Annotated in this window: 20 protein-coding genes; 2 read left to right on the forward strand and 18 right to left on the reverse strand. The window is 64.7% G+C overall.

The features are described from left to right. Nucleotides 1–65: 65 nt before the first annotated feature. The 15 genes from AC3FJ6_RS00755 to ndk all read right to left on the reverse strand — a co-directional run bounded on the left by AC3FJ6_RS00755 (nucleotide 66) and on the right by ndk (nucleotide 17,031). Nucleotides 66–1,409 carry an adenylosuccinate synthase gene (locus tag AC3FJ6_RS00755; RefSeq protein ID WP_153945269.1) on the reverse strand — a complete coding sequence of 448 codons (1,344 nt, stop codon included), beginning with the start codon at nucleotides 1,407–1,409 and terminating at the stop codon, nucleotides 66–68. Between the two features lie 189 nt (nucleotides 1,410–1,598). Continuing rightward, complete coding sequence (locus tag AC3FJ6_RS00760) at nucleotides 1,599–2,750, reverse strand: ATP phosphoribosyltransferase regulatory subunit (RefSeq protein WP_153945270.1); 1,152 nt, start codon at nucleotides 2,748–2,750, stop codon at nucleotides 1,599–1,601. Nucleotides 2,751–2,891: 141 nt separating this feature from the next. After that, nucleotides 2,892–3,797: a protease modulator HflC gene (gene hflC, locus AC3FJ6_RS00765; protein WP_488770348.1), complete on the reverse strand. Its 906-nt coding sequence runs from the start codon at nucleotides 3,795–3,797 to the stop codon at nucleotides 2,892–2,894. 11 nt (nucleotides 3,798–3,808) lie between these two features. Next, a complete protein-coding gene (hflK, locus tag AC3FJ6_RS00770) occupies nucleotides 3,809–5,149 on the reverse strand; it encodes an FtsH protease activity modulator HflK (RefSeq protein ID WP_488770349.1) in 1,341 nt (446 codons plus the stop codon). A 107-nt stretch (nucleotides 5,150–5,256) separates the two neighbouring features. Continuing rightward, a complete protein-coding gene (gene hflX, locus AC3FJ6_RS00775; RefSeq protein WP_488770350.1) occupies nucleotides 5,257–6,513 on the reverse strand; it encodes a GTPase HflX in 1,257 nt (418 codons plus the stop codon). 265 nt (nucleotides 6,514–6,778) lie between these two features. Beyond that, entirely contained in the window at nucleotides 6,779–7,018 is a 240-nt protein-coding gene (gene hfq, locus AC3FJ6_RS00780; RefSeq protein WP_153945274.1) for an RNA chaperone Hfq, read from the reverse strand. A 211-nt stretch (nucleotides 7,019–7,229) separates the two neighbouring features. Next, the gene (gene der / locus AC3FJ6_RS00785) at nucleotides 7,230–8,573 is read right to left on the reverse strand and encodes a ribosome biogenesis GTPase Der (RefSeq protein ID WP_488770351.1); all 1,344 of its coding nucleotides are present in this window, start codon (nucleotides 8,571–8,573) and stop codon (nucleotides 7,230–7,232) included. 268 nt (nucleotides 8,574–8,841) lie between these two features. Continuing rightward, nucleotides 8,842–9,993 carry an outer membrane protein assembly factor BamB gene (gene bamB / locus AC3FJ6_RS00790; protein WP_488770352.1) on the reverse strand — a complete coding sequence of 384 codons (1,152 nt, stop codon included), beginning with the start codon at nucleotides 9,991–9,993 and terminating at the stop codon, nucleotides 8,842–8,844. Nucleotides 9,994–10,034: 41 nt separating this feature from the next. Beyond that, nucleotides 10,035–10,664: a YfgM family protein gene (locus tag AC3FJ6_RS00795; protein WP_066733811.1), complete on the reverse strand. Its 630-nt coding sequence runs from the start codon at nucleotides 10,662–10,664 to the stop codon at nucleotides 10,035–10,037. A gap of 87 nt (nucleotides 10,665–10,751) precedes the next feature. Continuing rightward, complete coding sequence (gene hisS / locus AC3FJ6_RS00800) at nucleotides 10,752–12,104, reverse strand: histidine--tRNA ligase (RefSeq protein WP_488770353.1); 1,353 nt, start codon at nucleotides 12,102–12,104, stop codon at nucleotides 10,752–10,754. Nucleotides 12,105–12,146: 42 nt separating this feature from the next. Continuing rightward, the gene (gene ispG, locus AC3FJ6_RS00805; protein WP_488770354.1) at nucleotides 12,147–13,439 is read right to left on the reverse strand and encodes a flavodoxin-dependent (E)-4-hydroxy-3-methylbut-2-enyl-diphosphate synthase; all 1,293 of its coding nucleotides are present in this window, start codon (nucleotides 13,437–13,439) and stop codon (nucleotides 12,147–12,149) included. 48 nt (nucleotides 13,440–13,487) lie between these two features. Continuing rightward, complete coding sequence (locus AC3FJ6_RS00810) at nucleotides 13,488–14,633, reverse strand: RodZ domain-containing protein (RefSeq protein ID WP_488770355.1); 1,146 nt, start codon at nucleotides 14,631–14,633, stop codon at nucleotides 13,488–13,490. Next, nucleotides 14,626–15,405, reverse strand: a complete 780-nt coding sequence (pilW, locus tag AC3FJ6_RS00815) for a type IV pilus biogenesis/stability protein PilW (protein WP_488770356.1) — start codon at nucleotides 15,403–15,405, stop codon at nucleotides 14,626–14,628. Before pilW ends, AC3FJ6_RS00810 begins: the two co-directional genes overlap by 8 nt. Continuing rightward, entirely contained in the window at nucleotides 15,402–16,553 is a 1,152-nt protein-coding gene (gene rlmN / locus AC3FJ6_RS00820; protein ID WP_488770357.1) for a dual-specificity RNA methyltransferase RlmN, read from the reverse strand. Before rlmN ends, pilW begins: the two co-directional genes overlap by 4 nt. A gap of 52 nt (nucleotides 16,554–16,605) precedes the next feature. Beyond that, entirely contained in the window at nucleotides 16,606–17,031 is a 426-nt protein-coding gene (gene ndk / locus AC3FJ6_RS00825; protein ID WP_092594111.1) for a nucleoside-diphosphate kinase, read from the reverse strand. 338 nt (nucleotides 17,032–17,369) lie between these two features. Between ndk and AC3FJ6_RS00830 the strand changes: the two genes are divergently transcribed. Next, nucleotides 17,370–18,077 (forward strand): Bax inhibitor-1/YccA family protein, encoded by a 708-nt coding sequence (locus tag AC3FJ6_RS00830; protein ID WP_153945281.1) that lies wholly within the window; start codon nucleotides 17,370–17,372, stop codon nucleotides 18,075–18,077. A gap of 84 nt (nucleotides 18,078–18,161) precedes the next feature. Here AC3FJ6_RS00830 and rlmD read toward each other — a convergent pair whose 3' ends face one another. After that, nucleotides 18,162–19,547, reverse strand: coding sequence for a 23S rRNA (uracil(1939)-C(5))-methyltransferase RlmD (gene rlmD / locus AC3FJ6_RS00835; RefSeq protein WP_488770764.1), 1,386 nt, complete (start codon nucleotides 19,545–19,547; stop codon nucleotides 18,162–18,164). A 123-nt stretch (nucleotides 19,548–19,670) separates the two neighbouring features. Here rlmD and AC3FJ6_RS00840 point away from each other — a divergent pair, with 123 nt between their 5' ends. Then, nucleotides 19,671–20,525 carry an endonuclease/exonuclease/phosphatase family protein gene (locus AC3FJ6_RS00840; protein ID WP_488770358.1) on the forward strand — a complete coding sequence of 285 codons (855 nt, stop codon included), beginning with the start codon at nucleotides 19,671–19,673 and terminating at the stop codon, nucleotides 20,523–20,525. 51 nt (nucleotides 20,526–20,576) lie between these two features. On the opposite strand, the gene AC3FJ6_RS00845 is transcribed toward AC3FJ6_RS00840, so the two are convergent. Together AC3FJ6_RS00845 and rpoS are read right to left on the reverse strand one after the other, a co-directional pair. After that, nucleotides 20,577–21,413 (reverse strand): 3'-5' exonuclease, encoded by an 837-nt coding sequence (locus tag AC3FJ6_RS00845; protein ID WP_153945283.1) that lies wholly within the window; start codon nucleotides 21,411–21,413, stop codon nucleotides 20,577–20,579. Further along, a complete protein-coding gene (gene rpoS, locus AC3FJ6_RS00850; protein WP_488770359.1) occupies nucleotides 21,410–22,603 on the reverse strand; it encodes an RNA polymerase sigma factor RpoS in 1,194 nt (397 codons plus the stop codon). Before rpoS ends, AC3FJ6_RS00845 begins: the two co-directional genes overlap by 4 nt. Nucleotides 22,604–22,607 lie beyond the last annotated feature (4 nt).

Below are 22,607 nucleotides of genomic sequence, written 5' to 3' on the forward strand. Positions count from 1 at the left end.
AATGGCTTTGGTGAGGCCGCGACGCTCATGGCGCCACGGTCATGCTCACGGATACTGCCGTCGCGTCAGGCGACCTGGTACGGGTGGCGCAGCAGGATCGTCTCGTCGCGGTCCGGACCGGTCGAGATCATGTCGATCGGAATGCCGACCACTTCCTCGACGCGCTTCAGGTACACGCGTGCCTGTTCGGGCAGCGCGTCCCAGGTCTTCACGCCGAAGGTCGACTCGTTCCAGCCAGGGTATTCCTCATAGATCGGCTTGCAGTTCGCCACGGCGTCCGAGCCGCGCGGCAGGATGTCTACCTGCTTGCCGTCGAGCTCATAGCCCACGCACAGGTTGATCGTCTCCAGACCGTCGAGCACGTCGAGCTTGGTCATGCATAGCCCCGACACGCCATTGATCTGCACCGACCGCTTCAGTGCGGCGGCATCGAGCCAGCCCGTGCGACGCGGACGGCCGGTGACCGAGCCGAATTCCTTGCCGACGTTGGCCAGGCGCACACCCACGGCGTCCTGACGTGTCGGGTTGTCGTTGTCATACAGTTCGCTCGGGAACGGACCTGCACCCACGCGCGTGCAATAAGCCTTGGTGATGCCCAGGATGTAGTTCAGACGGCCCGGGCCCACGCCGGCACCGGCGGCGGCCGCACCGGCCACGCAGTTGCTCGACGTCACGAAGGGGTACGTGCCGTGGTCGACGTCCAGCAGCGTGCCTTGCGCACCTTCGAACATCAGGTTGCCGCCGGCCGCGTTCACCGCGTACAGCTCGGCCGACACATCGGCCACCATCGGCTTCAGGCGCGGGGCGTAGGCCAGCATCTCGTCCAGGATCTGCTGGTAGTCCACCGCTTCGGCACCCAGGTACTGGGTCAGCATGAAGTTGTGGAATTCGACGTTCTCGCGCAGACGCTCGGCGAAATGCTTCGGATCGAACAGGTCCTGCACGCGCAGCGCGCGGCGCGCCACCTTGTCTTCGTAGGCCGGGCCGATGCCGCGACCGGTCGTACCGATCTTGGCCGCGCCACGGCGAGCCTCGCGCGCCTTGTCGATGGCGACGTGGTACGGCAGGATCAGCGTGGTGGCTTCAGAGATGCGCAGGCGGTTCTGCACCTGCAGGCCAGCGCCTTCGAGCTCTTCGATTTCACGGAACAGCGCCTCGGGAGACAGCACCACACCGTTGCCGATATAGCAGACGGTGCTTTCGCGCATGATCCCCGACGGGATCAGTCGCAGAATGGTCTTCTTGCCGCCGATGATGAGCGTGTGGCCAGCGTTGTGGCCGCCCTGGAACCGCACCACGCCTTTTGCATGATCGGTAAGCCAATCGACGATTTTCCCTTTGCCTTCGTCACCCCACTGGGTTCCGATCACGACGACATTGCGTCCCTGGCCTACTGCGGATGCGGACATGTTGAATTGGTCAGAAGGTTAAAAACGTATTCTACTCTCGTTGTTCGACGGTTCCGGGTTTTCACGAGTCCGCGGAACAGACGTTTGCCATCCATTCCGGGCGATCATAGGCCACCACGGGCAGCAAACGTCATTTGAGAGCAGGTGGAAAAGCGCCGGCACGAAACGGCCGGCACCCAAATCAGCGAATCAACGCGGCACTACGACCCACGCATCGCCCTGGCGCTGCAGCTGGCGGTCGCAGTTGAACTCGTCAAGCTCGTGCGTATGACCCGGCAGCGACTGGATCACGATCTCGCCGGCCGCACGCAGCGTGGCAATGGTGGCACGCAGGGCGGGATCGGCGTCCCACGGGGCAAAGATGGCCAGCGCACGGACTTCCACCGGCGACAGGGCCGCCACCTCGCGCAGATCGAGCGAGAAGCCGGTCGCGGGTCGTGCACGCCCAAACGCCTCGCCCACCTTGTCGTAGCGGCCGCCGCGCGCCACGTAGTTCGGCAGCCCCGACACATAGGCCGTGAACATCACGCCGCTGTGATAGTGGTAACCGCGCAAATCCGACAGGTCGATGTTCACGCTCGCGCCCCGCACGTGACCAGCCAATGCGGCCAGTTCGTCGAGCGCACGCCCGATGGCCGGGCTCGCCGGCAGCGTAGTACGCGCCCGTTCGATCACTTCGACGCCGCCATACAGCGTCGGCAGCGCCAGCAGCGCCTTGCGCTCGGTCTCGGGCAGCCCTTCGGTCAGTTCGCGCAGGGCCGGCACATCCTTGGTTTCGAGTGCCGCAAACAGTGCATCCTCGATATTGCGCACCGATGGCAGCGCCGACAGCAATGCCTCGAGAATGCCGGCGTGGCAAAGATCCAGCCGGATATCGGCCAGACCGGCAGCCTGCAACGCGGCCAGCATCAGTTCCTGAATTTCGACGTCGGCTTCCAGGCCGGCATGGCCGTAGATCTCGGCGCCGATCTGGATCGGCTCGCGCGTGGCGTGGAAACCTGCCGGCCGCGCATGCAGCACGTTGCCGGCGTAGCACAGGCGCGTCACGCCCGGGCGGTTCAGCAGGTGCGCGTCGATACGTGCCACCTGCGGCGTAATGTCGGCACGCAGGCCCATCGTACGGCCCGACAGCTGGTCCACCAGTTTCAGCGTACGCAGGTCCAGGTCATGGCCGGTACCCGTCAGCAGCGACTCCAGGTACTCAAGCATCGGGGGCATGACCAGCTCGTAGCCATAGGTGCGAAACAGGTCCAGCATGCGGCGACGCAGTTCTTCGATCTTGCGCGCCTCCGACGGCAGGACGTCGGCAATGTTTTCGGGCAGGAGCCAGCGGTTGGACATGGGGGTCTCTTCTATCAAAATCCGGGCCGGCGGAGCGCAAGCCCCTCCAGCCGGACAAAACCCCGGCGGACCGGGGTTCTGTCGAATGTTGCGTTTCAGGGTCCCCGCTTGGAGCAGGAGGCCCGGTGCGCGCCGTGCGCGCTACTTCTTGCCGCCGGTGCCGGAAGCCGGCGCCGCGTTGCCGCCCGCCGACCGCATGTAGCGGAAGAAGTCCGAATTCGGCTCCAGCACCATCACGTTGCCCTTGTCGCGGAACGTGTTGCGGTAGGCTTCCATGCTGCGCCAGAACTGCGCGAAGTTCGGGTCCTTGCCGAAGGCATCGGCGTAGAGCTGCGACGCCTTGGCATCACCCTCGCCCTTCACAATCTGGGCGTCGCGATACGCCTCGGCCAGCACCACCTCGCGCTGACGGTCGGCATCGGCACGGATTTTCTCACCTTCGGCGGCGCCCGTCGAACGCAGTTCATTGGCCACGCGCTTGCGCTCCGCTTCCATGCGGCGATAGACCGACTCGCTGATCGCGGGCAGCAGGTCCACGCGCTTCAGGCGCACATCGAGGATTTCGACACCCACGGACTGCGCATACTCGGCCATGCCCAGGCGGATGTTCTGCATGACCTTGTCACGCTCGCCCGCCACCACGTCGGCCACGGTGCGCTTGCCGAACTCCTCGCGCGCCACGGCGTCGATACGCTGCGTCATGCGGTCCTGTGCGCCGCGGACGTTGCCCGCGAAGGCCACGAAGAACTTACGGGGATCGGTAATTCGCCATTTGACGAACCAGTCCACCACCATCGACTTCTTCTCGGCGGTCAGGAAACGCTCGCTGGCCGCCACGTCGATCGTCTGCAGGCGGCGGTCCATGAAGACCACGTTCTGCAGCGGCGGCGGCAGCTTGAAATGCAGGCCGGGCTCGCGCACCACCTGCTTGATCTCGCCGAAGGCGAAGACCACGGCATATTGACGCTGATCGACCACGAACAGCATCGACGACACGACAGCCAGCAGGATAAACAGGCCGATGGCGAAGGAAATCAGTCGGTTCATGACGGGTCTCCTTAGCGAACGTCGCGGTCGCGGTTGCGCATCGACTCACGCGAACGGATGTCCGGCGTGGGCGTGTCGGTCGTGGCCGGCGTGCTCGCGCCTGGCGCCGATGCAGGCGCCGCAGCTTGCGGCAACTGCGACATCAGCTTGTCCAGCGGCAGGTACAGCAGGTTGTTGCCCGCCTTGGCGTCGACGAGAATCTTGTTCGCGTTGCTGTAAATCTGCTGCATGGTCTCCAGATAGATACGGTCGCGCGTCACTTGCGGCGCCTTGGCATATTCGGTCTGCACCGAGCGGAAGCGCGCGGCGTCGCCCTCGGCCTGTGCCACCACACGGGCACGGTAGGCTTCCGACTCTTCCTTCAGGCGCGCAGCGGTGCCCCGGGCACGCGGCAGGATGTCATTGGCGTAAGCCTGGCCCTCACTGATCGCGCGCTCGCGATCCTGACTGGCCTTGTTCACGTCATCGAACGCGGCCTGCACCTGCTCGGGCGGCTGCACGCTCTGCACGTTGACGGAGATCACGCGGATACCGGTCTTGTAAGCGGTCAGAATCGACTGGATCGACTTCGCCAGGCCCTGGGCGATCTGCTCGCGATTCTCGTAGAGCACCGCGTCCATCTTGTTGCGGCCCACGATCTCGCGCACCGACGTCTCGGCGGCCTGCGTCACCAGTTCCTCATCGCCACCGCGATCGGTCTTGTTGTAGAACAGGAATTCGCTGGCGTCCTGGATGGCGTACTGCACCGTGAAGCGGACGTCGATGATGTTCTCGTCCTGCGTCAGCATCGACGAGTCCTTGAGGTTGCTGTCCTTGATCGACGTGGCGCGGCCCACTTCCACCGAGCGCACCGCCGACAGGTTCACCACCTCGGCCGACTGGATCGGCCACGGTGCGCGCCAGTTGATACCGGGGCCCGTGGTGTACTTGAACTTGCCGAACTGCAGGATCACGGCGGTCTGGCCTTCCTGCACCATGAAGAAGCCGCTGGCCAGCCAGATGCCGACCACGGCCGCGACGATCACGCCGACACCGACGTTCGAGCCCTTGCCCGGGGGACGCGAGCCAAAACCATTGCCCTGCCCCCCACCGCCATTGTCCTTGCGGCCCAGCAGCCCGTTCAGGCGGCGGTTGAAGTCACGCCACAGCTCGTCCAGATCGGGCGGGCCGTCCTGCGGACGCTGGTTCTGCTGGCGACCTTTGTCCTTGTTGTCTTCATCGTCCTGTCCGTTACGACCCCAGCGCGGGTCGTTCAACGAGAAGATGGCGCGCAGGCGCGGCCAGCGAGCAAGCCGCGCGGCGCGGCTGCCTGGCACGAAGTGCGAGTCAGGATTCCGAGGGAACAGGGGCATGTAGGGCACGGGTCCGGGAAAGTTTGGAACAGGGGGATTCTAGCAGCCATCTTGATCACTTTTGCTCAAATTCCCCCAATCGGCACGCCATTCGCAGCGAACGGCTATCAGTCTGGGTGATCGGCACCCCGGTCCGGGCTGCTTTGGGCACCCTCGCTGGGGTCCTCGGCGTCCCAGGCATCGTCGCCGGCCGGGGGCGCAATGCCCTCCAGCCGCGGATCGAACGGTCCCGGCTCGTCCGGCCGCGAAGCCAGCCACTGGGCAACTTCCACCACGGCTTCGCGCAAGGCATCGAGACCCAGCCCGTCGCGCGCCGAAATGAACACGCGCGTGGGCACGCCGTCTTCGTTGCGCTCGATGCGAGGGCCCTGCTCCAGCAGTTCCGGCGCCGCATCGATCTTGTTCATCACCACGATCTGCGGGATGTCCAAGGCGTTGATTTCCGCCAGTACGCGGTTCACCTGCTCGATCTGCTCATGGCGCACGGGGCTCGACGCGTCCACCACGTGCAGCAGCAGGTCGGCATGGACCGTTTCGTCCAGCGTGGCGCGGAACGCCGCGACCAGTTGCGTCGGCAAGTCGCGGATGAAACCGACCGTATCGGACAGCACCACATTGCCGAGTCCATCCAGAAACAGCCGGCGCGACGTGGTGTCGAGCGTGGCGAACAGCTGATCGGCCGCATACGCCCGCGCCTTGGTCAGCGCATTGAACAGCGTCGACTTTCCTGCGTTGGTATAGCCGACCAGCGAAATGCTGAGCGTATCGTTACGGGCGCGGGCGCGGCGCTGCGTATGGTGCTGGCGCTGCAGGCGCGCCAGATCGGTCTTGAGCCGCTTGGCGCGGTCATCGAGCATCCGGCGATCCAGTTCGAGCTGTCGCTCGCCAGGGCCGCCGCGCATGCCGATACCGCCCTTCTGGCGCTCAAGGTGGCTCCACGCCCGCACCAGGCGCGACGCCTGGTATTGCACCTGGGCCAGTTCCACCTGCACCTTGCCCACGTGGCTTTGCGCACGCTGGCCGAAGATATCGAGGATCAGGCCAGTACGGTCGATCACGTGACGCCCCAGGAATCGCTCCAGGTTACGTTGCTGGGCCGGGCTCAGTGCGTGGTTGAAGACAACCACATCGGCATCCAGGGCGTCCGCCGCCTCCTTGAGCTCTTCCGCCTTGCCCGAACCGATGAACAGCGCCGGATCGGGGCGCGATCGCTTGCCGGTCAGCGTATGCACCGGCACCGAGCCGGCCGTGGAGGTCAGCAGCGCCAGTTCGGAAAGGCTTTCCTGGAAGTCATGCTTGCCGAAATCCACGCCGACAAGGATCGCGCGCGAAGGATCGGTCTGGGAGGTAGCTCTGGGTTGCAAGCGGGTGGACGCGAAGCGCCGGAAAAATTGGTTGGAAAACGGGGTTGGAACCGATTGTCAAGACAATGGCAGGCCGCGCTGCGGCAAGCTGTCGCACACCAGCGCCATGGGGCTCGGTGACGGATGCAGGCTGGATCGGGAACCGGCTTCGGAAGATGCCGACCGGTCAGGGCAGCGCCGGCGGCGCAGGCCGGAGAACAGCTGGGGCGGGAACGTGCAGCGTGACGGCCGCATGCGGATGCGGCCGCCCACAAACGAGGAAAAATCAGGCCTCGGAAGAATCATCCACACGGAAATTCACCGCGCGCGCCGGCACGACGGTAGAAATCGCATGCTTGTACACCATTTGCGTCACGGTGTTACGCAACAGCACGACATATTGGTCGAACGACTCGATATTGCCTTGCAGCTTGATGCCATTGACGAGGTAGATGGAAACCGGCACGTGCTCTTTGCGCAGCGCGTTCAGGAACGGGTCTTGTAGCAATTGCCCTTTGTTGCTCATGGCACACTCCAAAATTATAGATTTAGTGATGGATCATGGGGACGAAAGTCCCCGGTTCAAGTCAGTTGGCGCAAAAACGCGCCAGAAAAAAGATCAAAACGGTACCAAGCTGGCATCAACGCAGCAGGGCTACCCCTGCTACTCGTGAATTTAGCCGCAGTTCCAAACGAACGCAAACGAAACTTCGGACGAGGAACGGCACCTTTTGGGCTCAATCCTTCGATTCGGCGTAAGGGTTTTTGTTCGTACGGAATTCGATGCGCAATGGCGTGCCCTTGAGCTTGAACGCCGTCCGGAAGCGGTTTTCCAGATAACGCTTGTACGCGTCCGTCACGTTCTGCAGTCCGTTGCCGTGGATGACCACGATCGGGGGATTGGAACCACCCTGGTGCGCGTAGCGCATCTTGGGGCGCGACACCCCCGCGCGCTTCGGTTGCTGGAATTCCACCGCTTCCTGCAGCACTCGCGTGAGTTGCGGCGTGGGCAGCTTGACCATCGCGGCGGCATACGCATCGTCCACCGAACGCAGTAATGCACCAATTCCGGTACGTTCCTTGGCCGACACGTAATGGACGTTGGCGAAGCTCAGGAACTGGAGCTTGCGCTCCAGGTCATGCTTCACGCGGTCGCGGGCGTGGCCGTCCAGGCCGTCCCACTTGTTCACGCCCACCACCAGTGCGCGGCCGGACTCCACGATAAAGCCGGCGATATGCGCGTCCTGCTCGGAAATGTCCTGCTGGGCATCGAGCAGCAGCACCACCACGTTGGCATCGGCAATCGACTGCAGCGTCTTGACCACCGAGAATTTCTCGATCGCCTCGAACACCTTGCCGCGCTTGCGCAGGCCCGCGGTGTCGATCAGCGTGTAGGGCTTGCCACCGCGCTCGAACTCCACATAGATCGCGTCGCGCGTGGTACCCGGCATATCGAACGCGATCACGCGCTCTTCGCCAATCAGCGTGTTGACGAGCGTGGACTTGCCCACGTTCGGCCGGCCCACGATGGCGATCTTGGTGCCGCGCTGGCCGGCGTCGTCCTGGTCGGCCAGTTCCGGACGCTCCTGCACGGCAAGCTCCAGCGCCTCGTCGACGAGTTCGCCCACGCCGTCGCCGTGCGTGGACGAGATCGCGTACGGATCGCCCATGCCCAGCTCGTAGAAATCGGCCGCCACCGAGGTGTACCGCATGCCCTCGGCCTTGTTGACGGCCAGCATGATGCGCCGACCCGTCTTGCGCAGGTAGTCGGCGATCACGCGATCCTGCGGCGCAAGCCCCAGGCGACCGTCCACCAGGAAGATCACGACATCCGCTTCCACCACGGCCTGGCGCGTCTGCTTGGCCATTTCGGCCACGATGCCGTCCTTGGCAACGGGCTCGAAGCCGCCGGTGTCGATCACGATGAACGGACGATCGCCGATACGGCCCTCGCCGTAGTGGCGGTCCCGTGTCAGGCCCGGCAGATCGGCGACGAGAGCGTCGCGCGAGCGGGTCATGCGATTGAATAGCGTCGACTTGCCCACATTGGGACGGCCGACGAGTGCGATAACTGGTTTCATTCAATAAACGGAAACAGGGGCCGGCACGCGCCGTCCCCCAGCAATTCCGGAGTCATGTTGATCCGACAACCACCGTGATGTGTCCACGGCTGGCCGCTTTTCCTGTCGGGGCGGATATGGAACCGCTGTTCCAGTCCGCTATGTTGGCACGACCAGGGATCATGCTACCGGATTGGCGCCACCCATGCGACAGGGGCATGGGCGGCCTTGCGTGCGCAGGCACGCTTTTATTCTGGCGCCATCGCTGGCGCCCCTGGCAATCAGCCGATCAGTTCGGTACGAAGCCGTAGACGTCGCCGTCACGGGTCTGCACCACCAGCGTCTGGCCGGCAATCACCGGTGCCGCGCTGACCGCACTGCCGTCCGTCTTCATGCGCGCCAGGATGGTGCCATCCTCGCGCGACAGGAAGTGGACAAATCCTTCATAGTCGCCCACGACCACCGAACGGCCGATGGACGCCGGGGCGCCGAGGCTGCGGTAGCGCAGGTCCGTATTCTTCCAGCGCTCGTTGCCGTTCTGGCGATCGAACGAGAACACCGCCGACGTCTCGTCGCTGGCGAACAGCGAGCTGTCGTCCTGCGTCAGGCCCATCGGCGACGAGAAGTCCTTGCCCCACTGCGGCTGGCCGTTGGCCAGTTCCAGGCAGGCGATGCGGCCCTGGAACGTGGTGGCGCAGACCTGGCGGCCCATCACGGCCGGCATGCCCGTCACATCGTTCAGGCGCTCGATCTCGGACACGCCCTTCGGATACGACACCGTGCTTTCCCAGCGCAGCACGCCATTGCCCGGCGCCAGCACGCCAAGCTTGCCACCCGGGAAACCCGTGACGATGCCGTCACCGGCATACACCATGCCCATCGCGGCACGCAGGTTCAGCGGCGACTGCGAACGCTGGTAGATCCAGCGGCGGTCGCCGGTGCCGGCATCCAGTCCGATGATGCGGGTGTCGGTGGTACGCACCACCACCAGGCCGTTGCCGACCAGCGGTGCCGACAGGACCTCGCCGTTGACCTGCTTCTTCCAGATCTGCTTGCCGCTCTTGTCGAACGCGTAGATCGCGCCCTTCTCTGCGGCCACGGCGGTCGTGTCGCCGTCCGAACCCGGACCCGAAGTCAGGTCGAGATCGGTCTTGGCCTTCCAGAGCGTCTGGCCGCTGGTGGCATTGATCGCCATCACCGCGCCGCTCTTGCCCGACACGAACACCACATCGCCAGCTGCCACCGGGGCCATGACGTACGGGCCGCTCTTGCCCACGTCGGCCTTCCAGGCCTGCTTGACCGACAGCGTGGCCGAAATCGGCTTCAGTTCGGTGGGCGGGTGCTTGTTTTCCTTGCTGAACAGCGAGCAGCCCGTCAGCAGGCCCAGGCAGGTGCCGGCCACGAGCGTACGGGTTGCGGCTGTGCGAAGCAATGACGTCATAGGATGCGATCCTGTATTTTTTGAAAGGGTCCGCGGTCCGCTCACGCGGTGCCCAGCGCGTCGAGCTTGAACTGGATGATCTGGCGCATGCCGCCTTCGCTCGCGCCGAGCTTTTCCAGCGCGCGGCGGTAGGCGGTACGTGCCTCGTCGCGCTTGTCCTGGGCGGCCAGCAGATCGCCACGGCGATCAGCGAACAGTGCCTCGTACTGCGCAGGCGCATCCTTGAGCAGCGCCAGGCCCTGGTCGTAGGCCTTCTCGTCGAGCAGCACGCCGGCCAGACGCACGCGCGCCAGCGGCGCGTAGTCGTCGCCACCATGGTCGATGGCCCACTGCAGCTGCGTCTTGGCGCCGGCCAGGTCGCCCGCGTCGTACAGCACCTTGGCTGCCGTCAGCGCGCTCATCGGACCATAGGCGGTGCGGCCGAACTTGTCTTCCAGATCGGTAGCCGCGCGCTTGACGCGCTCGGCGTCGCGCGCCTCGGCGGCCTTGGTCACCTGCTCGTACAGCACCGCCGCGTCGCCGGCCTGCTTGCGCTGCCAGTAGTTCCAGCCGGACCAGCCCGCGAACGCCAGCAAGGCGACAATCAGCGCCCAGGTGACGGCATTGCCGTACTGTTTCCACCAGGCCTTGAGGCTCTCAAGCTGTTCCTGTTCTTCTAGATCGTAAGCCATGTCGAGGCAGTTACCCGCGTTGGTTGAAATTGACACGGCCGCTTCCTGACAGGACAGCGGCCGTGCGGCGCGATTCCGACGGCGTGCTTATTGCTCGTCGTCCTCGTCGTCCGATTCGATTTCGTCGACCATCCTGTCGATGATGAAGTCGACAACGTTCTCGGCCGGCACGCTGGTCTGCGGGCCGCCTTCGGCTGCATTGCCGCCGCGCAGCTGCTTGACCTGCACCGTGCCGGCGGCGATTTCGTCCTCGCCAATGATAACGGCAAAGGATGCGCCACTTGCGTCCGCGCGCTTCATCTGCGACTTGAAGCTGCCGCTCTTGCCGTCGGGCGTGGCATGGAAGACCACGTCCAGGCCCGCGTCGCGCAGGCGCTCGCCCGCAATCATCGCCTGCTCGCTCGCGGCCTGGCCCTGGTGGACCATATACACGTCGCAGCCTTGCGATTCCGGCACCAGCTTTTCCTCGCGCAGCAGTTCGATGATGCGCTCGATACCCATCGCCCAGCCGCAGGCCGGCGCGGGCTTGCCACCCATCTGCTGGATCAGCGGATCGTAGCGGCCACCGCCGGCGATCGTGCCCTGGGCGCCGAGCTTGTCGGTGATCCACTCGAACACGGTCAGGTTGTAGTAGTCCAGACCACGCACCAGGCGCGGATTGATCTTGAAGGGGATATTGTTCGCCTTCAAGATCCGCTGGACGCCGTCGAAGTGCGCCAGCGATTCCTCGCCCAGGAAGTCGATCAGCTTCGGCGCGTTGGCCGCCATGTCCTGCAGCGCCGGATTCTTGGTATCCAGCACGCGCAGCGGATTGGTGTACAGGCGGCGCTTGCCATCCTCGTCGAGGATGTCCTTGAAGCCTTCCAGGTACTTGATCAGCTCCTCGCGGTGCGCGGCACGCTCGTGTGCCTGGCCCAGCGAATTCAGCTCCAGGCGGACGCCGACCAGGCCCAGGTCGTCCCACAGGCGCTGGCACATCAGGATGATTTCCGCATCCACATCCGGGCCGGCAAAGCCCAGCGCCTCGGCGCCAAGCTGGTGGAACTGGCGATAACGGCCACGCTGCGGCTTCTCGTGACGGAACATCGGGCCGGTGTACCACAGGCGCTTCGGGCCGTCGTACAGCAGATTGTGCTCGATGGTGGCACGCACGGCCGCCGCGGTGCCCTCCGGACGCAGCGTCAGGTTCTCGCCGTTCAGGGCGTCGGTGAAGGAATACATTTCCTTCTCGACGATGTCGGTCACCTCGCCGATACCGCGCACGAAGAGCTGCGTATGCTCGACGATCGGCGTACGGATCTGCTGATAGCCATAGGCACGCAGCATGCTGCGCGCGGCGTTCTCAAACATTTCCCACAGCGGGGCGTCGGCGGGCAGCATGTCGTTCATGCCCTTCACGCCCTGCAGTGCCTTGTCGGCCTTCGTCTTGTCTTCGCTCATTGTTCTCTTCGTGATACCGATGCTGACCTGGCGCCCCTGCGCTCAGGCCACCGCGCCCTGCTTTGCCTGCGTGGCATTCGGGCCGTAGTGCGAGCGGACGTACTCGTCCACGATCGCCTGGAATTCCTGGGCGATGTTCTCGCCGCGCAGCGTCTTGACCTTCACGCCGTCGACGAACACCGGCGCCGCCGGCGATTCGCCCGAGCCGGGCAGCGAAATGCCGATATTGGCGTGCTTGCTCTCGCCGGGGCCGTTGACGATGCAGCCCATCACGGCCACGTCCATCTCTTCCACGCCCGGGAACTCGTTCTTCCAGACCGGCATCTGCTCGCGCAGATAACCCTGGATGCTGGCCGCCAGTTCCTGGAACGTCGTGCTCGTGGTACGGCCGCAACCCGGGCACGCGATCACCATCGGGGTGAAGTTGCGCAGGCCCATCGTCTGCAGGATTTCCTGGCCGACGTAAACTTCCTTCTCGCGCGCGGCACCCGGTTCCGGCGTCAGCGAAATACGAATCGTGTCGCCGATGCCTTCCTGCAGCAGCACCGACAGCGCGGCCGTCGAGGCCACGATGCCCTTGCTGCCCATGCCGGCCTCGGTCAGGCCCAGATGCAGCGCATATTCGCAGCGGCGCGCCAGCTCGCGGTACACCGCCACCAGCTCCTGCACCTGCGAAACCTTGCACGACAGGATGATCTGGTTACCGGCCAGGCCGATTTCCTCGGCCTTCTGCGCCGACTCGATCGCCGAGGTGATCAGGGCCTCGACCATCACGCTCTGCGCCGGCCACGGCTCGGCGCGCCCGGCGTTCTCATCCATGATCCGGGCGAGCAGGTCCTGGTCCAGGCTGCCCCAGTTCACGCCGATGCGCACCGGCTTGTTGTAGCGGCACGCCATCTCGATCATCTCGGCGAACTGCTTGTCGCGCTTGGCGCCCTTGCCCACGTTGCCCGGGTTGATCCGATACTTCGACAGCGCCTGTGCGCACTCGGGATAGTCGTGCAGCAGCGTATGGCCGTTGTAGTGGAAGTCACCCACCAGCGGCACGTTCACGCCCATGCGGTCCAGCTGCTCGCGGACGGCCGGCACGGCCGCCGCGGCTTCCGGCGTATTGACGGTAATCCGGACGATCTCGGAGCCTGCACGCGCCAGATCCTTGATCTGGATGGCAGTGCCGATCGCATCGACAGTGTCCGTATTGGTCATCGACTGGATGCGCACGGGCGCGCCCCCGCCGATCGTCACGATATTGTCGCCCCACACGACGCTGGCCTGGCGCGACACGCGGCGCGGCAGCGGACCCGGAATCACCGGGTGGGAAGCATTCTGGTGCATTGCGTTACCACCTTCAAATGGCATGACTGATTGCGCTGCCCGGCCGCATTACTGCAAGGTCAGGCGCGCCACATTGTTCCGGTCGGCGGACTTGAAGTTCACCGGCGAGCCATTGTGCGCCAGCGACTCCACGCCCTTTACGTTGCCGAGAATGACCTTGTACGGGCCACCCTGGCCGCTGCCAGCCACGGCGTCGCCGCCCTTGGCCGTGCCACCGAGGATCACCTTGCCGGTGCGATCACGCACCTCGTACCAGGTGTCGGAGGCAAAGCGGATCTGCACCGCGCCATCGCCGGACGCCGTCGAAGCGGGTGCTGCGGCGGCAGCGGGCGCCGCGACGGCCGGGGCCGCAGCGGCCGGCGCGGCCGGCTTCGCGGGCGCGTCCGGTGTCAAATTCACGGCGCCGCCCGTTGCCAGCGGCATGCCAGCGGTCGTGGTGGCAACCGGGGCCTGGGCGGGGGCCGCCGTCGCGGGGGCCGGGGCAGCCTTGGTTGCCGGCGCGGCCGGTTCTGCCTTGGCCGTCGCGTCGGCGGGGGCGGCCTCGGACGGTGCCGGCGAATCGTTGCCAGCCATCACCGGCGGCAAGGCCGCGGTCACGGTGCCGTCGCCGTTGCTCTGCGCGCTGCCTTCCTCCGAGACCTTCTCGGCCGGCTTTTCGATTGCCGGGGCTTCCGCCGCGGCCTTGCTGTGTGCATCGAACCATGCCTTGGCGTGGTCGTAGCCGAAATAAACGCCCACTGCCACCAGTGCCAGCACGCAAACCAGCCAGATCCACCGGCCCCCGGCGCCGCCGGTGCTCTTGCTGCCAAAACGCTTGCGGTCGTCGAACGCCTGGTTCAGCGCGCCTTCATGGCGGCGCGTGATGCCAGTCACCGGCGTGGCCTGCGCCCGCGCGTGATACTGGCCAAGCAGCGCGTCGATATCGATCTGGAGCGTGCGCGCGTAGGCGCGCATCACGCCCTTGGCAAACGTCACGTCCATCAGGCTCGACACGTCGCCCGCCTCGATCGCCATGAGCTTGTTGGGCGCCACCTTCAGGCGTGCCCCGACATCCTCCAGCGACAGGCGTTGCGCCTCGCGACCCTCTTTCAGTTGCGCCCCGATCTCGCGGGCCACTGCCTCGCGGTCGGAGTCTGTCGCGCCGCCGGCAACGTGCGTTGCTGCCTGGCTACCGGCGCGCTCTTCTTCATTCATCCCAAGCTCCTCTCTCGTATGCGGTCAGCTCGCGCGAATCGGGGAAACGGTTACGCAGTTCCGCGACCATCGCGCCCTGCGTCTGGGTATCGCCCTGGCGGTGGGCAATGCGCGCACCCAGCCAGAGGGATTGCGCGCTGGCAAAGCGGCTCGCGTTGACGCGGCCGGCAAATTGCCGGGCTTGTCCCATGTCCCCGCGCTGGAAATACAGTTGCGCGAGATTCATGAGCACTGACGGATCGTTACGGTCATATCCGTAGGCCGTTTGCAGATTTTTTTCGGCCTCGGCCATGTTGCCGTTGCGCATCTCGCATATGCCGAGGTTGGTCAGCGGCTTGACCGGACCGTTCATCGAAGGGGTCTGCACCGCGCGTTGCAGCGTGGCCTTGCCCTCGGCGTAGCGGTTGGTCTGGCACAGGAACCAGCCATAGTTGTTCAGCACATCCGGATCGTTCGCCCGCATGTTCAGCGCAGTGCGGAAGCTGTCCTCGGCCAGCGCGTTCTCGTTCATGCCCATGTAGGCCAGAGCACGCACGTGATAGGCGTCGGCGTTCGACGGATCGATACTGATGGCCTGCTTGACCTCGTCGAGCGCCACCGGATACTGGCGCGCCTCAAGATACTGCGTGGCCAGGCGCAGCCGGAGCGACGCACGCTTGTCAGCGGCGGTCTGGTCGGAAGCGGTCTTGATGTCCTGCTGGGGCCCGGTGGGCAGCGTGCAGGCAGACAGCATCAACAGCCCTGACAGGGCAGCGACAAGCAGACGAATCATGCAGGACGGACCTCCCGAGCGGTTCCGGCACCCACCGGAACCAGTGGCGTGATTTTGCCGAACTTGCCGCGCTCGGCCAAACGGGTACGATCCATGACCTCGCCGGCCAGTTGCCCGCAGGCGGCGTCGATGTCGTCGCCCCGGGTCTTGCGAATCGTCGTAACGATGCCCGCATCCATCAACACCTGGGCGAAGCGGCGGATCTGATCGTTGTTCGATCGCTTCAGGCCCGATTCCGGGAACGGGTTGAACGGGATCAGGTTGAACTTGCAGGGCACGTCGGCCGCAAGCTTCAGCAGTTCCCGCGCATGTTCGACGGTGTCGTTGACGCCGTCGAGCATGCAGTATTCGAAAGTAATGAAATCGCGCGGCGCGAATTCCAGGTAGCGGCGGCAGGCCGCCATCAGGTCGGCCAGCGGATACTTGCGGTTCAGCGGCACAAGCACGTCGCGCAGCGCATCGTTCGACGCATGCAGCGACACGGCCAGCGCCACGGGCAGATCCCTGGACAGGCGGTCCATCATCGGCACCACGCCGGACGTGGACAGCGTCACGCGGCGGCGCGACAGCCCGTATGCGTTGTCGTCGAGCATCAGCCGCATGGCCGGCACGACGGCATCGTAATTCAGCAGCGGCTCGCCCATGCCCATCATCACCACGTTGGAGATGACACGGTCGTCCTTCGGACCCCGGCCCAGCTGGGCACGCATGGCGAATTCGGCCATCCACAGCTGGCCAATGATTTCGCCGGTCGTCAGGTTGCGGGAAAAACCCTGCTTGCCGGTGGAACAGAACCGGCAGTTGACGGCGCACCCCGCCTGCGACGACACGCACAGCGTACCGCGCGTGTCCTCGGGGATGTAGACCGTCTCCACCGCGTTGCCGGCGCCGACATCGAGCAGCCATTTGCGCGTGCCGTCAGCCGACAGGTTGTCGGTGATGATGGCAGGCGACCGGATCTCGGCCCGCGTCGCGAGCTTTTCGCGCAGCGACTTGGCGAGATCCGACATGGCGTCGAAGCGGCTGGCACCGAACTGGTGGATCCAGCGTTGCAGCTGCCGCGCACGGAACGGCTTCTCGCCGAGCTCGCCGCAATAGGCGGTGAGCGCGTCCGCGTCGAGGTCGAGCAGGTTGACGAGATCGTTCATGACGGCAGTTTCCAGCTTGACTACAGGTTCAGTCGTGAGTGTCAGAAGACAATCAGCGGCTGTAAACGTTCATGCCCGGGAAGAAGAAAGCCACTTCCACGGCAGCCGTTTCAGCGGCGTCCGAGCCGTGCACGGCGTTGGCGTCGATGCTGTCGGCGAAATCGGCGCGGATCGTGCCCTTTTCGGCCTTCTTCGGGTCGGTGGCGCCCATCAGGTCGCGGTGCTTGGCGATGGCGTTCTCGCCTTCCAGAGCCTGGATCATGACCGGGCCCGACACCATGAAGTCCACCAGATCCTTGAAGAACGGGCGTGCCTTGTGCACGGCGTAGAACTGCTCGGCTTCACCGCGCGACAGGTGAACCATCTTGGCAGCAACGATCTTCAGGCCAGCGGCCTCGAAACGGGCGTAGATCTGGCCGATAACGTTCTTGGCCACGGCATCCGGCTTGATAATCGACAGGGTGCGTTCGATCGCCATGAAAAACTCCGAAAAATGAAGGGGTTACAAATGGATTAAACGTGCAATTCTAGCACGACCGCATGGCGGATTCGAGCACGCGCGCCAATGGCCTCGACGATACTTGCGGTGTGCGCTGTTGCCGCACTTATTGTTATTTATAAATCACATTACATTCGTGAAATGTGGGAACGGCAGCGCAAACCCTTCGTCAAATGTTTGCGTTTTCGGAAAACAACTAATGACAAGGGTGGTTGTGTGGACAAAGCCCCTTGCAAATCCGCAGGCGCGATGCCACATTGGCGCTGTGCCGTCGGGTTGCTCCGGCGCCTCACATGGAACTGAAGACAGGAGTCACGATGAACGACAAGCTGAATACTTACGGATTCGGCAATAGTGCTGCGGGCGTCACCGACGTTGCCGTCCGCAACCGGGTCCTACGCAATACCTACTGGCTGCTGGCCATCTCGATGATCCCGACCGTGCTGGGCGCATGGATCGGCGTGGCTGCCGGATTCGCCGGCCTGGTCGCCGGCAGCCCCGGCATGTCGGCCCTGCTGTTCCTGGCCGTCGCGTTCGGTTTCATGTTCGCGATCGAGAAGACCAAGAACAGCAGCATGGGCGTGGTCCTGCTGCTGGCCTTCACGTTCTTCATGGGCCTGATGCTGGCGCGCATTCTCAGCCTGACGCTGTCGTACTCGAACGGCCCGGCGCTGATCATGTACGCCTTCGGCGGCACTGCGGCGGTATTTGGCGTCATGGCCACGATCGCCACGGTCAGCAAGCGCGATTTCTCGGGCCTGGCCAAGTTCCTGTTCGTCGGCGTCGTGCTGCTGATCCTGGCCAGCATTGCCAACATCTGGCTGCAGATGCCGGCCCTGATGATCACGCTGTCGGTCATCGCCATCGCGATCTTCTCGATCTTCATCCTGATTGACGTGCAGCGCGTGGTAAATGGCGGCGAGACCAACTACATCACCGCCACGCTGGCCATCTACCTGGACGTGTACAACGTCTTCGTGAACCTGCTGGCGCTGCTGGGTATCTTTGGCGGCAACCGCGACTGAGTCGCCCCGCCATCATGAAAATAGCCGCCCAAGGGCGGCTATTTTTTTGTGCGCCGCCGGCTTCGGCCGCGCCCTTCACTCGCGTCAGTCGCGCTCGAATACGGCGATCGACTCCACGTGCGACGTATGCGGGAACATGTTCACCACGCCTGCCCCCGCCAGGCGATAACCGGCCTCGTGCACCAGCAGGCCGGCATCGCGTGCCAGCGTGGCCGGGCTGCACGACACATAGACGATGCGCCTGGGCAGCACGTCGCTGCCGGCCTGATGCAGTTCGCCCAGCGCCTTGCAGACGGCCAGCGCACCTTCGCGCGGCGGGTCCACCAGCCAGCGGTCGAAGCGGCCAAGCGCGGCGATATCCTCGGCAGTCACCTCGAACAGGTTGCGGCAGGCGAACGACGTCTTGTCGGCCAGTCCGTTGTACCCCGCGTTGGCCAGCGCCCGCGTGGTCAGGGCTTCACTGCCCTCGATCCCCATGACCGACGCACCTTGCGTGGCCAGCGGCAGCGTGAAGTTGCCGATGCCGCAGAACAGGTCAAGCAGCCGGTCGGTGGGCTGCGCATCGAGCAGGCGCAGCGCGCGGCCGATCAGGACACGGTTGATCTGGTGATTGACCTGCGTGAAGTCGGTGGGCTTGAACGGCATGCGGATGCCGAATTCGGGCAGCGTGTAGGCCAGCTCCTGCTCGGCCGGATAGAACGGATAGACCGTATCCGGGCCCTTGGGCTGCAGCCAGAACTGCACCTGGTGCTTGTCGGCAAATGCGCGCAGCAGGTCCTTGTCGGCATCGGTCAGCGGCTCCAGGATGCGCAGCACCAGCGCCGTCACTTCGGCGCCAACGGCCAGTTCGATCTGGGGCATGCGGTCACGGATCGACAGCCCCGTTACCAGTTCGCGCAACGGCACGAGCATCGCGGAAACGTGGGGCGGCAGGATTTCGCAGCGCGTCATATCCGCCACATAGCTGCTCTTGCGCTCGTGGAATCCCACCAGCACACCGCCCTTCTTGGCCACGTAGCGCACGGTCAGGCGGGCCCGGTAACGATAGCCCCAGTCCGGGCCGGCGATCGGGCGGAACACCACATCCGGCTTCACTTTCGACAGGTGCCAGAGATTGTCTTCCAGCACGCGCTGCTTGATCGCCAGTTGCGCCCGGGCGTCAAGGTGCTGCATCGAGCAGCCGCCGCACACGCCAAAGTGCTGGCAGCCCGGCTCCACGCGCATCACGGACGGCTGCTTGACCTCCACCAGCTGCGCCTGCTCGTAGCTGGGCTTGCGGCGGTAGCTCTTGTACGAAACGGTTTCGCCGGGCAGCGCGCCCTCGACGAAGATCACCTTGCCGGGTGTGCCGTCCTCGTTATTCTCCAGGCGGCCGACGCCACGCGCCTCCATGTCGAGGCTATGAATAGTGACCACGGGATCGCTGGGGGGCGCGGATGCGGCGGGCGCGGCACCCGGCTTGCCCGCCATTTCGGGCTTGGAAGATTCGACGGCTTGAGACACCGGAGGGACCTGACGTATTGTTTTGCGAAAGCGCGATTGTAGTCCAGTCATCGCGCCGTCACGAAGGTCCGAACGCCGAAAGAGGAAACGATGGAACTGATTTCGTGGAACATCCAGTGGGGACGCGGTGCCGACGGCAAGGTCGACCTGGCCCGCATCGTCTCCACGATCCGCGACATGACCGATCCCGACGTCATCTGCCTGCAGGAGGTCACCCGCGGCTTTTCGGACATGGCAGGCCAGCCGCAGCGCGACCAGGTGGCCGAACTGACGGCGCTGCTGCCCGGGTATCGCGTCATCTTCGCGCCGGGCGTGGACCGCACCCATGGCGACGGCACGCCGCGCCAGTTCGGCAATGTCGTGGCCACGCGACTGCCGGTGCGCGAGATCTTCCGCCATGCCCTGCCCTGGCCGGCCGATCCCGACGTGGCATCGATGCCGCGCGTCGCGCTGGAGGTTACCGTGGAAGCCGGGGCCAGGCCGATTCGGGTCATTAGCACCCACCTGGAGTTCTACTCGAAGCTGCAGCGCGCCGCGCAGGCGGACGCCCTGCGCCAGTGGCATGTGGAGGCCTGCGAGCACGCGCGGCGCCCCGGCAAGTCGGAAAAAAAGCCCGGGCCGTTCACGCCCGAACCACGCCCGACCGAGGCCATCCTCTGCGGCGACTTCAACAGCAAGCCCGATGACGTGGCCTACCAGCGCATGATCGAGCCCTACCCCGATGCCACCGTAAACTGGAAAGATGCCTGGTGCCACATGCATCCAGGCCAGTCGCACGCGCCGACCTGCGCGCTGTACGACAAGGCGCAGTGGCCGGAGCCACCGTTCGCCTGCGATTTCATGTTTGTGACGGAAGACCTGCTGGCCAACGTGACGCGCTGCGAGGTCAATGGCAAGACCGACGCCTCGGACCACCAGCCGATCCACCTGAGCCTGAACCGCTGACGGCCAGTGCCGCTAAGACGCCGCCGCCCGCAGCCGCAGACGCAGCAGTCGTCAGTCGTCTTCCTCGGCCTCGGGCGCCATCGGCTGCAGCTTGAACGCGCGCAGGTACGCCATCCACTGCGCGCCCGGCAGCTCGGCCAGCGATTCCTGGATCAGCGCCACTTCCATGTCGAACTCGCGCGGTGACAGGCCGCCGCGCATCAGCTGGAAGCGGCAGTACATCAGGTACGTGTTGACGACGTCGGTCTCGCAATAGTCGCGGATCTCGTTCAGCTTGCCCTGCTGGAACGCCTGCCACACCATGCTGCCGTCCATGCCCATCTTGCCCGGAAAGCCGCACAGCTTGGCCAGGTCATCGAGCGGCGCGCTGGCCCGCGGCTGGTACATCGCCAGCAGGTCCATCAGGTCCAGGTGCCGCATGTGATAGCGGCTGATGTAGTTGTTCCACTTGAAATCGCGGCTGTCGTCGTCGCGGCCCTCGCCCATCTCCCAGTAGCGTGGCGCGGCCACGCCGTGGACCAGGCCGCGATAGTGCAGCACCGGCAGGTCGAAACCGCCCCCGTTCCACGACACCAGCTGCGGGCTGTAGCGCGCAATCAGTTCGTAGAACTTCTGGATCAGCGTGGCTTCCCCATCCTCGAGCGTGCCCAGCGAACCGACATGGAATACCGCCGAACCATCGCGCTGGGTACGGCGCAGCACGCACGAAATGGCGGCCACGCGCTGCAGATAGTGCGGCAGGAAGTCGGAGCCGGTCTTCTCCCGGCGGGCGGCAAACGCATGCTCGGCGACTTCGGCGTCGCTCATCGATGCGGGATGGTCATGCAAACGGCGCAGGCCGTCGACATCGGGAATCGTCTCGATGTCGAATACCAGCACAGGGGTCATAAAACGGCGTCCTTGCGTACACCTTGCGAAGCGAAATGCCGTTTGAGCTTGACCAGCGCCTCCTGCTGGATCTGGCGCACGCGCTCGCGCGTCAGACCCATTTCCTCGGCCAGCTCCTCGAGCGTGGCCGGCTCGATGTGGTTGAGCCCGAACCGGCGCTCCACCACATAGCGATGCTTCTCCGACAGGCGTGCCAGCCAGAGCTTCATCAGGTTTTCCAGCTCGCGGTGGGCCACTTCCTGATCGGGCGCGGCGTTATGTTCGTCCGACAGGAAATCGAGCAGGCTCGAACCCGGGTCAAGATCGAACGGCGTATCCAGCGAGGTGGTATGTTCATTGAGTGCCAGCACGTCCTGCACCTCGTCCGGCGTCTTGCCGAGCAGGTGGGCGATGTCCTCGAGGCTGGCGTCGCGGCCGTCGGTGCCACCTTTTTCAAGATGACGCTTGGCGCGCAGGACCTGGTTGAGTTCGCGAATCACATGCACCGGCAACCGCACGGTGCGGGCCTGGTTCATGATCGCGCGCTCGATGCTCTGGCGGATCCACCAGGTGGCATATGTCGAAAAGCGGAAACCGCGCGAAGGATCGAATTTCTCGATCGCGTGCATCAGGCCGAGATTGCCTTCCTCGATCAGGTCGAGCAGCGGCACGCCGCGATTCAGGTAGCCCTTGGCAATGCTCACCACGAGACGCAGGTTGCGCTCGATCATGACCTGCCGGGCCGAAAAATCGCCGCCCTTGGCCAGCGTGGAGAAATGCAGTTCCTCCGGGGCCGAGAGCAGCGGCTTGATACTGATGCGATTGAGGTAGTGCTGGACCGTGTCGGCAGCCAGTTCCGTATGCAGGACGGTGCGGAAGTCGTCGGGTTCCGGCGCGGCTTCGGTGCCGGCCTCTTCCTCTTCGTCTTCTTCCTCGTCTTCGTCCTCGGCGTCGTCGGCGCTCAGATCGGCGTTGCGTTCGGTATTTCGGTCGGTATTCCGATCGCCATTGTTGCGCAGGCTGCCGCGCGACACCGGCGCGATGGGCTCGTCGGCCACCGGCACCATGTCCGATGCGGGTTCGAGTTCGACCTCGAATACTTCGGCATCGCCTTCAGCGGCTCGGGTTGCCACACCAGCCTGTCCTTCCGGCTGCTTGGGACGACGGGTCCTGCTGACAACTCCGGATGAAACAGTTTTCTGGCGTGGCATGAAA

The sequence above is a fragment of the Cupriavidus sp. 94F1 genome (assembly GCF_057798875.1).